The sequence below is a fragment of the Mycolicibacterium wolinskyi genome, assembly GCF_002101965.1.
GTDB classification, from domain to species: domain Bacteria; phylum Actinomycetota; class Actinomycetes; order Mycobacteriales; family Mycobacteriaceae; genus Mycobacterium; species Mycobacterium wolinskyi.
In genome coordinates this window covers 1-15,767 of sequence record NZ_LQQA01000005.1, presented here as the reverse complement: position 1 = coordinate 15,767, position 15,767 = coordinate 1, and the positions used below count along the sequence as shown (strand labels likewise).

Annotated in this window: 8 protein-coding genes; 3 read left to right on the top strand and 5 right to left on the bottom strand. The window is 64.4% G+C overall.

Annotated elements, in window-relative coordinates; genetic code table 11:
* Positions 1-1,128: a hypothetical protein gene (locus AWC31_RS01950; protein WP_085142268.1), complete on the bottom strand. Its 1,128-nt coding sequence runs from the start codon at positions 1,126-1,128 to the stop codon at positions 1-3.
* Between the two features lie 97 nt (positions 1,129-1,225).
* Here AWC31_RS01950 and AWC31_RS01945 point away from each other — a divergent pair, with 97 nt between their 5' ends.
* Complete coding sequence (locus AWC31_RS01945) at positions 1,226-2,143, top strand: IclR family transcriptional regulator (protein ID WP_085142266.1); 918 nt, start codon at positions 1,226-1,228, stop codon at positions 2,141-2,143.
* Positions 2,144-2,163: 20 nt separating this feature from the next.
* On the opposite strand, the gene AWC31_RS01940 is transcribed toward AWC31_RS01945, so the two are convergent.
* The 3 genes from AWC31_RS01940 to htpG all read right to left on the bottom strand — a co-directional run bounded on the left by AWC31_RS01940 (position 2,164) and on the right by htpG (position 6,849).
* The gene (locus AWC31_RS01940) at positions 2,164-2,967 is read right to left on the bottom strand and encodes an alpha/beta fold hydrolase (RefSeq protein ID WP_234816683.1); all 804 of its coding nucleotides are present in this window, start codon (positions 2,965-2,967) and stop codon (positions 2,164-2,166) included.
* Between the two features lie 50 nt (positions 2,968-3,017).
* Entirely contained in the window at positions 3,018-4,763 is a 1,746-nt protein-coding gene (locus AWC31_RS01935) for an AMP-binding protein (protein WP_165765881.1), read from the bottom strand.
* A 136-nt stretch (positions 4,764-4,899) separates the two neighbouring features.
* The gene (htpG, locus tag AWC31_RS01930) at positions 4,900-6,849 is read right to left on the bottom strand and encodes a molecular chaperone HtpG (protein WP_085142262.1); all 1,950 of its coding nucleotides are present in this window, start codon (positions 6,847-6,849) and stop codon (positions 4,900-4,902) included.
* Positions 6,850-7,369: 520 nt separating this feature from the next.
* Between htpG and pks2 the strand changes: the two genes are divergently transcribed.
* Both pks2 and AWC31_RS01920 read left to right on the top strand, forming a co-directional pair.
* The gene (gene pks2 / locus AWC31_RS01925) at positions 7,370-13,699 is read left to right on the top strand and encodes a sulfolipid-1 biosynthesis phthioceranic/hydroxyphthioceranic acid synthase (protein ID WP_085142260.1); all 6,330 of its coding nucleotides are present in this window, start codon (positions 7,370-7,372) and stop codon (positions 13,697-13,699) included.
* A gap of 73 nt (positions 13,700-13,772) precedes the next feature.
* Positions 13,773-14,576 carry a GAP family protein gene (locus AWC31_RS01920; protein ID WP_085142259.1) on the top strand — a complete coding sequence of 268 codons (804 nt, stop codon included), beginning with the start codon at positions 13,773-13,775 and terminating at the stop codon, positions 14,574-14,576.
* Between the two features lie 147 nt (positions 14,577-14,723).
* Here the strand turns inward: AWC31_RS01920 and AWC31_RS01915 are convergent.
* On the bottom strand, positions 14,724-15,767 hold a 1,044-nt coding region (locus tag AWC31_RS01915; protein WP_085142257.1), incomplete at its 5' end, for a thioesterase domain-containing protein.

Below are 15,767 nucleotides of genomic sequence, written 5' to 3'. Positions count from 1 at the left end.
CTAGCCCACCATCCTGTCGGAGATCTGCTTCTGGCGCAGCGCGATTCGTGCGCGCCAGTCTTGTTCGGAGATCTTGTTGGATTCGTAGTACGGCAACTTCGCAGCGACCTGATCGATGCCGACGACCTCGACCGTCGGCCCGTCGGCCTCGGTCAGTTCCCGAGACAGCCGTTGCCACCGGAACTGCAGGTAGCCCTTGGAGTGGCCGAGGGTTTCACACCAGTTCGTCACGCCGGGATTCGCGTCGGATACCACGATGCGGATTTTGCCGTCCGGATCCGCTTGTGCCTGAGTACCATTCAGCGACGTCTGGTGGTTGATGTAGTCCAGCGAGATGTACCAGAGGCTGCCGAGTTGGAAGCCGAGATATGGCGCGTCGGTGACCGGCAGCGTGATGATCATGGCCTGGTCGGGTTTGAGGTCGAAGTGGCCGACGGACGAGTACTGCGTGGCCAGGCCGCCCGGGGTCAGGCGCGGCGACACCATGGTGTTGACGGGCAGGTTGTTGTAGAACCACTGCGGGAACTGCAGCCAGGTCTTGACCCGCTGTACCAGTTGCTTTCCCGCGACGGCATACCGCTTTTCGATCAGTTCCCGGGTCAACGGCGCAGGGGCAGTACCCGCGGTGTCGGTGCGGGCGATCGCGAACGTGCCGCGTCGGGCGGACCAGTCGTTGTAGACCTCGCGGATGACGAGCTGCGACGGGACTTCCGGCGTGAACCGCCACTCGAAAGTGCCGTCGGCCGCGATGTCGAGCTTGCGGTCGTCGAACGCCGTCTCGCTGTCGGGCACCACCTCGTCGGTGTACTCGCCCCCGAGCAGTTGGAAGCTCACATCGGTGGTGGTGCCCCGTGTGCCGGTGACCACGTACTCGTGGCCCGGTTGCACGCGGGTGCCGAAGTACAGGGTGTCGGGGTTGTCCAGCGCCATCTTGGTGAACGGGCCGGTGCCGCTGTGCAAGAACGGATGGTCGCGGTCGTAGTCGAACGCCACATGCGTGCACGCCGCGATACAGCCGGCAAGGTACTGCAGCCCCTCCAGCAGGTCTGCCTCGGACTCGATGAACGGTGCCTCGGCCACCAGGCGCTCGGCTTCGGCGATGGCGTCGGTCAACGGCTGTGAATACATCGGCTTCCAATCCCGTTCGGTCCAATATTGGACCAACGTGGTAGAGTTTCCGAAAACTGACACTAGAACGGGTTCTAATTTGAGTCAATCCGATGCGATGGCGGCTGCCGACCCGGCCGGACGTGCGTCCCCACCCACCGCACGCGTCGTCGCGATCCTCGACTTCCTCGCGCGCCACCCGCACGACCGGTTCGGCCTGTCCGAACTCGCGCGCCGGGTGGGCCTGAGCAAGCCGACCTGCTTGGGCATTCTCACGACGCTGACCGATAGCGGATACCTGGTGCGCGAGGCCGGCGAGAATGGCAGAGACAAGTCGTATCGCCTTGGTCCGGCACTGATTTCGCTCGGCCATGTCGCTCAGGAGTCGATGCGGGTGAATCCCGCGGGCCGGGCCGAGCTGCGCAGGATATCCGCGGCGTTCGACACCACCGCTGCCATATCGGCGGTGGTCGACGACCGGATCACGGTGCTCGAGCTGGTCGGCCCGCCGGGCAGTGACGTCGGCGTGCGCATCGGGCAGAGTTACCCGTTCGCGCCGCCCGTCGGCCTGATGTTCGTGCTGTGGGACGAGGCGGCCCTGCGGTCCTGGCTGGCCAAAGCGCCGACGGTGCCGTTGCGCACCGAATCCGAACGTCTGGCCCAGGTGGTGGCCGAGTGCCGCACTGCCGGCTATCTGGTCGAGCGACTGACGCCGGCGGGTCAGCGCCTGTACGGCCTGATGGCAGGTATGTCGAGCACGCTGCCCGACGAGCTGCAGGTTCTGCTGCGGGAGTTGATCTCCGACATCGGCGAACGCGTCTACCTCCGAAGCGAGGCGCAGACCCGCGGGCGCCATGACGTAAGCGTCATCTCTGCACCGGTTTACGACCACCACCACCGCCAGGTGATGGTGGTGTCACTGCATATCGGCCGGGCTCTCACCGATACCGAGATCACCCAGCGCGCACGGGGTGTCGTGGCCTGCGCCGACTCCCTCACCGCCCAGTTGCGCGGGTCGAAGCCGAGTCCGGCTTGATGCCGTCCAAACGTGCCGTATCAGCCCGCAGACCGGCCGAAGAAATCGAGGATCGCCGAGTTCACCGCTTCCGGCCGCTCCAGGAAACCGAGATGTCCGGCGTCGGCGATTTCGCGGTACTGCCCGTTGGGTAGTGCCGCTGCCACCTCCGCGCCGAGATGTGGGGGCATGACGAGGTCGTCGGCGAATCCGATGACCAGTACCGGGGTTTCGATCGACCGGTAGGCCGGCAGACGGTCGCCCTGCGGGGCGACGTCGTACTGCGCGCGCATCCCCGGGGTCGACTTTGTCGGCCACATGGTGAACGTGTCGATCCAATCGCCGGACAGTCGGTCGTCATTCAGGGTCTTCGGTGAAAAGTTCTCCAGCAGACGGAGTTTCGCCTCATACGTGGGCGGGAGTCGCACCTCGGAACGAACCAGGTCCTCTTCGGCCCGGCGAAAGAACTCGCGGGTGCGATCGTGGCGCCCCCTCGTGGCCAGCAGCGCAGCCTGGGTCACCAGTTCGGGCCGGGCCAGCATCAACTCTTGCGCGATGAACGATCCCATCGAGACGGCAACGATCCGTACCGGCGCGCCCACCACGCGCTCGATCAGTTCAGCGGTGTCGGCCACCATGGTCTCGGTGGTGAAACCGTCGCAGTGCGCCGTCGCGCCGACCCCTCTGTTGTCGAACGTGATGACTCGATAACCGACGGACCGAAATGCGGGTACCTGATGCAACGCCCACGTACGGCCTACACCGCCTTGGCCGGCGATGAACAGTACCGGGTCTCCGCTTCCCTGATCTTCATAAGCCAACTCAAGAATTGCCGTATCCTCCACGCGCTCAGGGTATCTGGCGACAGACATCACACATCGGGAAACAGCCGATACTAAGCGTCCAAGCGGGCGAACTCACCTTCCCGGTACTTCTCGACGCACGCCGATCGCCTGACCTTGCCACTCGTGGTGATCGGAATCGAACCCTGCGACACCAGTACCAGATCCGCGACACTCAGACCGTGCGAGCTCGAAATCGCCGAGGTGACTTCGCGTTTCACGACGGTGAGCTTGTCCGCTATCTCCTGGTGGCTCTCGCCGCGTTTCCTGGCTTCCACGATGACCACCAGTTGTTCGGTGCCGCGGTCCGGAATCGCAATCGCCGCACAGCGTCCGTGGGTGATCTCTTGAATGGTCGCTTCGATGTCATCCGGTGAGTGGTTACGCCCGTAGACGATCAGCAGGTCCTTGATGCGGCCGATGATGAACAACTCGTCATCGAACAAGAAGCCGGAGTCCCCGGTCCGCAGCCACGGCCCTTCGGGCGTTCCGTCGGAGGGTTCGACAATCTTCGCGCCGAACGTCTTTTCGGTCTGATCCGGTTTGTTCCAGTAACCGGCAGCGACGTTCTCGCCGTAAACCCATATCTCGCCGACGGTTCCCGCCGGGCACTGGATGCCCGTGTCGGGATCGACGATACGGACCGTCGGCGCGGTGGGCACGCCGTAGCTCACCAGTGCCGTACCGGCCTTGCCCTCAGCCGGTTCCGCCGTACCCATGGTCAGCTTCGTGGAATCGAAGCGCACGATGGACGGTGGATGACCCACGGTGCTCGTCGCCACGTAGATCGTTGCTTCGGCGAGACCGTAGGACGGTCGGATCACCGACTCCCTCAGATTGAACGCGGAGAAGCGCTGGGTGAAGCGCTGCAGTGTTGCCGGATGCACCCGCTCGCTACCGGTGGCGACGACGAGGACATCGCCGAGGTCGAGCCCGGTCATGTCGTCGTCGGAAGTCTTGCGTACCGCGAGCTCGAACGCGAAGTTCGGTCCTGCCGTATACGCCTTGGGGTGACTGGCGGTCAATTGCATCCAGCGTGCCGGCCGCTGCAGGAACGCGACCGGGCTCATCAACACGGCGGGGATGCCCAACAGTATCGGCGCACATATCCCCAGGTAGAGGCCCATGTCGTGGTAGAACGGCAGCCACGACACCACCGTGGCACCCGGCGGTGGAACGTTTCCGTTGTCCGCGAAGAAGCCCGCCGCCCACTGCTCGAAATTGGTGATGATATTGCGGTGCGACATCATCACACCGGCGGGTGAACGGGTGGAACCGGACGTGTACTGCAGATAGGCGAGGTCTGGGATCTCGTCGGCTCCGCCGGACCCGAGCGGTCCATCGAGATCGAGCAGGTCGACCTCGACGACCGTGGGTGTCGACCCGTCCGGGTGCGGCCGCACGTACTCGGTGAGTGTTTGGGCGGCTGTCGACGTGGTGAGAACAACCGAGGGCAGAGCGTCGCTCATCACCGACGCGACCCGCTCGTCGCTGACCCCGCCCAACGGTACCGACAGCGGCACCGCGAGCATGCCGGCCTGCATCGAACCCAGGAACGCGACGATGTACTCCAGTCCCTGGGGTGCCAGGATCACCGCCCGATCGCCCACCGAGCCGAGGCCTTCCAGGTGCCGTGCCAGGTTGACTGTGCGTCTGAACAGCTGCATCCACGTCAGGGATTCGACGGCGTCGCCGTTCCAATCTCTTTCGTAGTCAATAAAAGTGAATGCCGTGTCATTGGGCTGCAGGCTGGCACGCTCGCGCAGAACGGACAGCACAGAGGTGTCGCTCACGAGCATCACGGTACCGTGCGGTCGCCGTTGTCCTCCGGGAAATCGTCAAGCTGCCGATCACCGACTTCCACACGTTCGTTACCAGCTTTGCTGTGCGCCTTACGAACTGGAGTTGTGGGCAGTCGGCGGCACCGGGGCGAGGTCACAGCGAGTTGCCCTGGACCGTCCGGACCAGACGATCCGCGATCAGGCCGGCGAATCGGGTGGGGTCTTCGGGTACATCACCTTCAGCGAGAAGTGCGGTCCCGTACAGCAACTCCGCAGTTTCGTCGAGGGACGAATCGTCGTCTGTACGGTTTTCCAGCGCTTGCTGCAGTCGCTGGATCAGTGGGTGTTTCGGGTTGAGCTCCAGGATCCGTTTCCCGATCGGGACGGTCTGCCCCGAGGCCCGATACATGCGTGCGAGAGCCGGAGTGATCTCGAAGTCGTCGGTGATGAGGCATGCCGGTGAATCGGTCAGGCGGGTGGACAATCGCACGTCCTTGACCTGTTCTGCCAACGCCTCCTTGAGCCAGGCCAACAAGTCCGCGAGATCGCGTTCCTGCTCCTCGCGTTCCTGTCCGCGCGCCGCCTTGTCGTCATCGGAGCCGAGGTCCACCTCGCCTTTGGCGACCGATTGCAGCTGTTTGCCATCGAACTCGGGCACCGAGCCCACCCAGATCTCGTCAACCGGATCGGTCAGGAGCAGCACTTCGTATCCTTTGGCGTTGAACGCCTCGAGGTGCGGCGACTTCAGCAGGAGGTCACGCGACGGTCCGGTGGCGTAGAAGATCTGTTCCTGCCCTTCCTTCATTCGCCCGACGTACTCCGTCAGCGTCGTTGCTTCCTCGTCACCATGCGTCGAGGCGAACGATGCGATCTGCAGCAGGGTTTCCTGATTGTCGGGATCCGACAACAAGCCTTCCTTGAGCACCGCCCCGAACTGCGTCCACAACGTGCGGTAGTCGTCCGGCCGCTCGGATTGCAGGTGCTTGATCGTCGACAGCACCTTCTTGGTGAGGCGGCGCCGGATCGCGGCGACTTGCCGGTCTTGCTGCAGGATCTCGCGTGAGACGTTGAGCGACATGTCCTGCGCGTCGACGACACCCTTGACGAATCGCAGGTAACGCGGCAGGAGTTGGTCACATTCGGCCATGACGAAAACGCGCTTGACGTACAGCTGAACGCCCGCGCCGACGTCTCGACTGAACAGGTCGAACGGCGCGCGCTGCGGGATGAACAGCAGCGCCTGATATTCGATGGCGCCCTCGGCCTGCATCGCGATGACCTCGAGCGGGTCGTCCCACGCATGCGCGACGTGCTTGTAGAACTCCCGGTATTCCTCTTCTGAGACTTCGGCTTTCGGTCGGGCCCACAGAGCCTTCATCGAGTTGAGCGTCTGTGTCTCGACCGTGACGCCTTCGACATCACCGTCTTGGGCGGGCGGGGTCCGGCGCTCGACCTGCATGCGGATCGGCCAGGCGATGAAATCCGAGTACTTCTTGACCAGCTCCCGGATCTTCCACTCCGAGGTGTAGTCGTGGAGCTCATCCTCGGCGTCTTCTGGCTTGAGGTGCAACGTGATCGACGTTCCCTGCGGTGCATCGGCAACCGTTTCCACGGTGTAGGTGCCATCGCCGTTCGATGCCCAACGGGTGGCGGAGGTTTCACCCGCCTTGCGTGTCAGCAACTCGACGGTATCGGCCACCATGAAAGTCGAATAGAAACCGATGCCGAACTGGCCGATCAGTTCCTCCGAGGCCGCGGCGTTCTTGGCTTCGCGCAGTTGACGACGCACCTCGGCGGTGCCCGATTTGGCCAGAGTGCCGATCAAGTCGATGACCTCGTCCCGGGTCATGCCGATGCCGTTGTCACGAACGACCAGCGTGCGGGCGTCCGCGTCTGCCGCGATCTCGATGTGGAGGTCCGAGATGTCGGAATCCAGATCTTTGTTTCTCAACGCTTCGAGCCGGAGCTTGTCGAGTGCATCGGAGGCGTTCGAGATCAGCTCACGAAGAAAAGAGTCCTTGTTGGAGTACACCGAATGGACCATCAAATCCAGCAGTTGGCGTGCCTCCGCCTGAAACTCCAGTTGCTCGACGTGTGCAGTCATGTCGTCCCGTTCGATCCGAGGTTTCCAAAAGCAGACGGGCCGGAATAATACCCAACCGTTCGTGACGTCAGAGAGTTGCGATACATATTTACGCAGGTGTTGGCAACCGTCGCGATGACCAATCAAGATCGAAGTGTACGGACTCTACACGAACAGAATCGACGCCCGGACCAATGAAAAGTGGCAACATCTGCACTCAGTGTTCACCAGAGTGCGTGGCACGCGTCGACTCACCTTGGTAGGCGGTACCCGTAGGCGCCCTGTATATCTGGAGATGCAGTGGCCAAGCCCCGAGGACACCGGAAGTCAGCGACTCGAGCGGTAGGCAAACACGAATAAATTCACATCGCGCTGTTGCGCGAAGTGGATTACACGGAACTTGAGACAACTTACTCGTGCACAATTAACGTTTCCTGCAACGCCTCTTGCGCTGCTTGCCAATGATCTTGATGGGGGGCCACATGGCGCAGGATGTCCAGCATGCCTGCGGTTTCACGACCGCACCAATCGGGAGGGGAATATGACGACAATCGGGAGCACCAATCGTTTTCTGTCGGAGTCGGAATCGACCGTTTCCGCACCATTCGACGGTACGCAGGTGGTTACTCCGATTGCTGTGATTGGCATGGCGTGTCGACTTCCGGGCGATATCGACTCCCCAGAGCGCCTGTGGGAAGCGCTGGTTCGCGGCGACGACCTCGTCACGGAGATTCCGGCTGACCGCTGGGACGCAGGCGACTACTACGATCCCGAGCCGGGAGTGCCCGGCCGGTCGGTTTCGAAGTGGGGTGCGTTCCTCGACGATGTCGCGGGTTTCGACGCGGAGTTCTTCGGGATGGGCGAGCGTGAAGCCACCCTGAGCGACCCGCAGCACCGACTGCTCCTGGAGACCTCCTGGGAGGCGATGGAACATGCCGGTCTGACCCGCGAGGCGTTGGCCGGTTCGGCGACCGGCGTCTTCATGGGATTGACCCACAACGACTATCAGCTACTCGCGGCCGACGCCGGTGCCGTGGAGAAGCCGTATGGATTCATTGCCAACAGCTTCAGCTTGGCGTCTGGGCGGATCGCCTACGCACTGGGGCTGCACGGCCCCGCACTCACGGTGGACACCGCGTGTTCTTCGGGCTTGACCGCCGTGCACCTGGCGTGCCGCAGTCTGCACGAACGTGAATCCGATCGCGCCCTCGCCGGCGGCGTCACGGTCGCCCTGGATCCACGCAAGTGGGCAGCGGGGTCCGCCGAGGGCATGTTGTCACCGACCGGACGTTGCCATGCCTTCGACGCCTCGGCGGACGGGTTCGTCGCAGGCGAGGGTTGCGCGGTCGTGATGCTCAAACGGTTCGAAGACGCGCAACGAGACGGCGACCGGATACTCGCCGTCATCCGCGGGACCGCCTCGAACCAAGACGGCCGCACCGTGAACATTGCGACGCCGTCGCACCGCGCTCAGGTCGCCGCCTATCGCGACGCGTTGACTGCCGCCGGGGTCGACCCCGACAGCGTTGGCATGGTCGAGGCGCACGGAACCGGCACTCCGACCGGCGATCCCATCGAATATGCCAGCCTCGCCGAGGTTTACGGCCGTGGCGGTCCATGCGCGCTGGTGTCGTCGAAGACCAACTTCGGACACACCCAGTCGGCCTCAGGCGCCATCGGGCTGGTCAAGGCGGTACTGGCGCTTCAGGCCGGCGTCGTTCCGCAGAATCTGCACTTCGAGCGGCTGCCCGAGCAGATGGCCGAGATCGACACCAAACTGTTTGTGCCCCAAGAGAACATCGACTGGCCGACCAACGGCAACGCGCCCCGACGGGCGGCGGTGTCCTCGTACGGTGTGTCGGGAACCAACGTGCACGCCGTTCTGGAGCAGGCCCCGCGCCACACTGCGACCGCGGCGCAGGAAGGCGGATCCGAATCCCCGGCGCCGTTGCTGTTTCCACTGTCGTCCACGTCGGCCGACGAACTGCGCCGCACCGCAGGACGACTGGCGAACTGGTTGAGCACCCGCGAAGACGTAACCCTGCGAGATCTGGGATACACGCTGGCACGTCGGCGCGCCCACCGTCCAGTACGCACGGCCGTCATCGCGAGCAACATGTCAGAGCTGCTCGACGCACTGCGTGAAGTGGCCGAGGGCGACACGCCCTATCAGCCGGCAGTCGGCCGCGACGAGAGCGGCCCGGTGTGGGTGTTCTCCGGACAGGGCTCGCAGTGGGCGGGCATGGGCACCCAACTGTTGGAGACCGAACCGGTGTTCGCCGCCACTGTCGCACAAGCCGAGTCGGTGATCGCCGAGGAGTCGGGCTTCTCGGTAACCGAGGCGATGACCGGGGCGCAGACGGTGACCGGACAAGAACAGGTGCAACCGACGCTGTTCACCATGCAGGTCGCGATGGCCGCCACATTGCAGTCGTATGGTGTCCGACCGGCCGCCGTGATCGGCCACTCCCTCGGTGAAGCGGCAGCAGCCGTCGTCGCGGGTGCGCTGTCGCTGGAAGACGGCGCACGCGTGGTGTGCCGGCGTTCTCGGTTGATGTCCAAAGTCGCAGGCACCGGCGCCACCGCATCGGTGGAATTGCCTGCCCAACAGGTGCTTTCCGAGCTCATGGCGCGTGGGATCAAGGATGTCGTGGTAGCAGTCGTGGCCTCACCGGAGTCCACGGTCGTCGCGGGGGCCGCCGCGACGGTACGCGATCTGGTGGCCGCCTGGGAGGAACGGGGTGTGCTGGCTCGCGAGGTCCCGACCGACGTCGCGTTCCATTCGCCTCAAGTGGATCCGATTCTCCCCGAGCTGAAGGACTCGCTCAAAGACCTTCAGCCCATGACTCCGACGATTCCGTTCTACTCGGCCACCTCGTTCGACCCACATGAGCTGCCCGCCTTCGACGCGCGCTACTGGACGGACAACTGCCGACGCATGGTGCGGTTCGCCACGGCGGTCCAGGCCGCTCTGGAGGACGGTCACCGGGTCTTCGCCGAGCTCTCGCCGCATCCGCTGCTGGTGCGCGCGCTAGAGCAGACCGCCCGCAGCGTCGACGTGCCGCTGGCCGCTGTTGCCGGCATGCGCCGTGAGCAACCGCTACCGCACGGGCTGCGCAACTTCGTGGCCGACACACACAGCACCGGCGCTTCGGTCGACTTCTCCGTCCTCTACCCGCAGGGCGAGCTGATCGACGCTCCACTGCCCACGTGGACGCATTCGCCGCACTGGCTCAGCGGCAGCGGGCAGGATTCGTCGACCCGAGGCGCCTGCAGTGTGGTGGTCCATCCGTTGCTGGGCGAGCATGTCCGGTTGCATGAGGAGCCGGAACGCCATGTGTGGCAGGGGCAGGTCGGTACCGCCGTCCACCCCTGGCTGGGCGATCATCAGGTACGGAATGTGGCTGTGCTCCCCGGCGCGGCCTATTGCGAGATGGCGCTGGCTGCCGCGCACACCATGTTGGGTGAGGCCGTCGAAGTCCGAGACATTCGCTTCGAGAACGCGCTGCTGTTGGACGAGCAGACCACGATCGGCGCTTCTGCCGAGCTGATGTCGGCCGGAGCGGGCTTCACGGTGGAGTCCGCCCAGGAGGGTGAACCGGTGCGACATGCCGTGGCGACGCTGCATACCGCGCAGGCGGCGCGGCCGCCGGCCTATGACATCACCGCACTCCTGGCTGAGCATCCCGGCAGCGAGGAGGGCCACGACATCCGCGCGCGGATGGATCAGCGCGGCATGCAGTACGGTCCGGCCTTCTCCGGGCTCGGCGTCGTGCACACCGGTGACGCATGCGACACCGTGGTCGCCGAGGTTGCCCTTCCCCGCCAGATCCGTTCACAGCAGGATGCCTACCGGGTTCATCCGGCACTTCTCGATGCCTGCTTCCAGTCCGTAGAAGCCCATCCGAAGGTCCGGGCCCTCGGCGAAGGGATGCTGGGCCTGCCGTTGGGCATCGGCGCACTGCGCTCCTACGGCGCGGCGCGCAATGTGCACTACTGCCTCACGCGAGTGACGAAGGTCGACGCCGCCGGTGTCGAAGCCGACATCGACCTGCTCGACGACCATGGGGCCGTTCTGTTGACCGTGACAGGCCTGCAGTTGGGCACCGGTGTCTCGGAGGCCGGTCAGCAGGAGCGAGTTCTGGCAGAGCGGCTGCTCACCATTCAATGGCGGCCCCGCGATCTGGCCGAGGCCGAATACGCCGAGGGCGGTAGCTGGCTGCTGATCAGCACCACACCCACCGCCGAGGCAACGGCCACCGCCTTGACCGAATCGCTCAAAGCCCGTGGCGCGCACTGTGCCACGATGTCCTGGCCGCAGCGGGGCGAGGTCGGGCCGATCACCGAGGAGGTCGAAAGCCACCTGCGTACCGGCAGATTCAGCGGCCTCGTGGTTGTCACCGGACCGCGCAACGGGCACTCGCCGGACGAGTCACCTTCGCTGGGCCGCGAATACGTGCAGCGGGTGGTGCAAATCACCCGCAAGCTGCCCGAGATTTCCGGTGAACCGCCCCGCCTGTACATCATCACCCACGACGCCGAGGCGGTGCTTCCCGGCGACCAGCCCAACCTGGAGCAGGCGGGGCTGCGCGGTCTGATGCGCGTGGTCGGTATCGAACATCCGCACCTGCGTGCCACCCAGATCGACATCGACGAAGCCACCGAGGCCGACCGATTGGCACAACAACTGCTCGGCGGCTCCGAAGAGGACGAGACTGCCTGGCGCAACGGGCAATGGTATGTCGCGCGGCTGTCTCCCACTCCGCTGCTCCCGGAGGAGCGACGCGTCGTCGACGCCGATTTCGACCAGGCGGGTATGCGTCTGCAGATCCGGACGCCCGGCGACCTCGAATCGCTCGAACTGGATGCATGCGAACGGATTACGCCGGGGCCAGGGCAGATCGAGGTCAAGGTCAACGCCTCGAGCATCAACTTTGCCGACGTGTTGGTCGCGTTCGGCCGCTACCCCGCCTTCGACGGTCGGCTGCCGCAGCTTGGTATCGATTTCGCCGGCGTCGTCGCCGCGGTCGGCCCCGACGTGACCGACCACAAGGTCGGCGACCGCGTCGGCGGCCTGTGCGCGAACGGCTGCTGGGGCACCTACATCACCGCCGAGGCCAAGCTGGCCGCACCGCTGCCCGACGACCTCGACGACGCGCACGCCGCCGCACTGACCGTCGCGACCGCCACCGCGTGGTACGGGCTCAACGACATGGCCCGCATCCAGGCTGGTGACAAGGTGCTCATCCACTCGGGCACCGGCGGGGTGGGCCAGGCGGCCATCGCCATCGCACGTGCCGCCGGCGCGGAGATCTTCGCAACCGCCGGCAGTGAACAGCGCCGACAAACATTGCGCGACATGGGTATCGAGCACGTTTACGATTCGCGCAGCACCGAGTTCGCCGATCAGATCCGCCTCGACACCGACGGCTACGGCGTCGACATCGTGCTGAACTCGGTCACGGGTGCCGCCCAGCGGGCCGGCCTGGAGTTGCTCGCATATGGCGGGCGCTTCGTGGAGATCGGCAAGCGCGACATCTACGGCGACACCAAGATGGGTCTGTTCCCGTTCCGACGCAATCTGTCGTTCTACGCCGTGGACCTGGCCCTGATGTCGGTGAGCCACCCCGAACGGGTCCAGAACCTGTTGAGCACGGTGTATCGGCTCACCGCGGAGGGCGCGCTGCCGGTGCCGGCGTGCACACGGTACCCACTGGCCGACGCAGCCAATGCAATACGCGTGATGAGCGGGGCGCACCACACCGGCAAGCTGGTCCTGGACATACCGCACAGCGGCAAAGGTCGTGTCGTGGTGCCGCCGGCGCAGGTTACCGTGTTCCGCGGCGATGGCGCCTACATCATCACCGGCGGCCTGGGTGGTCTCGGATTGTTCCTCGCCGAGAAGATGGCCGCGGGCGGATGCGGCCGGATCGTGCTGACCTCGCGTTCCGAACCCACCCCCGAGGCGCTGTCGACCGTCAATCGATTGCGTGCGTTCGGCGCGGATGTGGTCGTGGAGCCCGGTGACATCGTCGAACCGGCAACCGCCCGCCGCCTGGTTGCCACCGCGACCGCCACCGGGCTTCCGGTCCGGGGTGTCCTGCATGCGGCGGCGGTGATCGAGGACGCCACGTTGCCGAACATCACCGACGAACTCTTGGAGCACGATTGGGCGCCAAAGGTCGAGGGCGCCTGGAATTTACACACGGCCACCATCGAGCAGCCGCTGGACTGGTTCTGCTCGTTCTCCTCGGCGGCCGCCCTCGTGGGTTCGCCCGGCCAGGGCGCATACGCCGCGGCCAACAGCTGGCTGGACGCCTTCACCCTGTGGCGGCATGCCCAGGGCCTTCCCGCCACAGCGATCGCCTGGGGCGCCTGGGGCCAGATCGGGCGCGGCGTCGCGCTGTCCGAGGAAACCGGTGTGGAGATCGCCCCGGACGAGGGCGCCTACGCCTTCGAGGCGCTGTTGCGTTACGACCGTGCCTACACCGGATACGCACCGATCACCGGCGCGCCCTGGCTGACTGCGTTCGCCGCGCACAGCCCCTTCGCCGAGGCATTCCGTTCGACCAGCCAAAATGGCTCGGGCACAGCAAAACTCCGCGCCGAGTTGGATGAGTTACCTGTCGAAGAGTGGCCGGTGAGGTTGCGCAGGTTGATCGCCGATCAGGTCAACCTGATCCTGCGTCGCAGCGTCGATCCCGACCGTCCACTTGCCGAATACGGCATGGATTCGCTTGGTGCGCTGGAGTTGCGGACCCGAATCGAGGCTGAGACGGGTGTGCGGATCAGCCCCAAGGACATGACGGCGACGGTACGCGATCTGGCCGGGATGCTGTGTGACGAGTTGTTGCCGGCGAAGGCCGCCTGATGGCACGTTTGCCGGTCACCCCACACGCCGTACGCGGTTGTTACTTGCCGGATCCCAGGACAGGCTTTCGCTCATGTGGGGCATAGTCGTCCTGTCATCGTTGATGACGGCCTTCAACCCGGTGCGCGTCGGCATCGTCCTCCTCATGGTTTCTCGCCCGCGCCCCATGCGGAACCTGTTCGTCTACTGGATCGGTTGCCTCATCGTCGGTATTCCGCCAGTGGTGGGATCGCTGATGGTGCTGAACTACACCGCGGAGAGTTTGACGGGGTCGAACTCGAATCCCGTCATGCGGCACGTACAGGTGGGGTTGGGCGTCCTCGCGTTGGCCATCGCGCTCTGGGTTGCCCTGCGGCCACTGTGGCAGAAGCGCTTTGGCTCATCTGTCAAAGCCAAACGCAACAACAGGGCCACCCGGCTCAGCCGAGACGTACCTGCCGATCCGGGCGCCGAAACGCCTGTGGTGGTGTCCACCTTGCCCAGAACCGAAACCGCCGGGCAAGGCGGCAAGGATCCGTTGTTCCGGCGATTGTTGAACCGAATCCGCAGGATTTGGGAAGGCGATTCGTTGTGGGTCGCCCTGTTGATGGGATTGGGTACGGGCCCACCGGCCGACGGCATGTTCATCGTGATAACCACGATCTTTGCCGCGGGTGTCGGGCTCGGGACCCAGTTCACGGCTGGAATCGTCTATCTTCTCGGCACACTGCTCGTCATCGAACTCATTCTGGTCTGTCACGTCATCTCGCCCACGAGGACTCAGCAGATGATGCAACAACTCCATGACTGGACCCGTGCCCATTTCCGCCCTCTCATCGTGGGCCTGTTCGGAATGATCGGAACCTTCGCCGTGGTCACCGGGCTGGGCTTGCTCTAACGGCCGGCCGTATGTTCGCAATCACAGGTGAACACCCGATCGGCCGGCGCCCGCCTGCTTGTAGGTGAGCAGGCGGGCGGAGGTGTGCTCGACAACGATCCGGTCGTGGGTCTTGACCAGCTCGCCTGATGCGGGCTCACCGAGAATTCAGCCGAGTGAACGCTTGAGGTCCTCGCCGTAGTGCTTCAGCGCGTCAGCAGCCAACATCGCATAGTGGGTGCACTTGACCGGATACGCGGCAATGGCGCCGGTGACATTGCGACGCCAGCGGCGGACCTGAGTCTTAACCGCCATCCTGGAACTCGATGTGGGCCATCTGGTATCGGTCGCTACGCGCTGACCTGCGACGAACAAGACGATATCGCCGTTGAATATGCCCGCCCGGTACCCCCGAAGGCGTCGACGGTTGGCCTCGATGTTCCGCGCCATTTGATTCACCAGTTCTTCCAATGGAAGCGGAGCGTCGAGACCGGCATTCTCATCGTTACCGACCAGGTCGGCCACGCGCCGGCTGACGATGTCCTTGGAGTGGGCCGACATTCTTATGCCGCTGTTCGACATCAGCTCATCGAGTATCCGTCGATCGTGCGACGAACGTCGCGTCAGAAGCGGTTTCACGACCGTGCTGGCGGGGTCGAGAAGCACCAGGCGGTCCACCACACACCGGCGCCGTTGAAGCTCGATGGCGACCTCATGAGCGATGACGGCACCTACCGACCAGCCCAAGAGCTTGTAAGGGCCGTCCGGGTATGCGGCTTGGATTCTGTCCGCGTACCGCACGGCCATGCTGTGGACGGAGTCCGGTTCACCTTCGTCATCTGACTCGATCTGGTTGATTCCGACGATCGGGCAGTCCAGATAGTTTGCCAGCGTTCGATAGGACCAGCTGAATCCGAAACCGTCATGAATGCAGATCAGAGGAGTGCCGACGCCGTCGTGCAGCAACTCGACAGGCGCGACCGCAGCGTCGGCGCGTGTTCCGAGTTGGCGGCTGAGGCTTTCGACTGACGGGGAGGTGAACATACTGCTCACCGGAATCCGGGTGTCGAATGCTCTATTGACCGCCGCGACCACCCGCATCGCCGACAACGAATTACCACCAAGATCAAAAAACGAGTCATCGACACTGACCTGATCCAGACCCAACACCTGGGCATAAATCCCGGCCAAAATCTCCTCAGTGGCATTCGA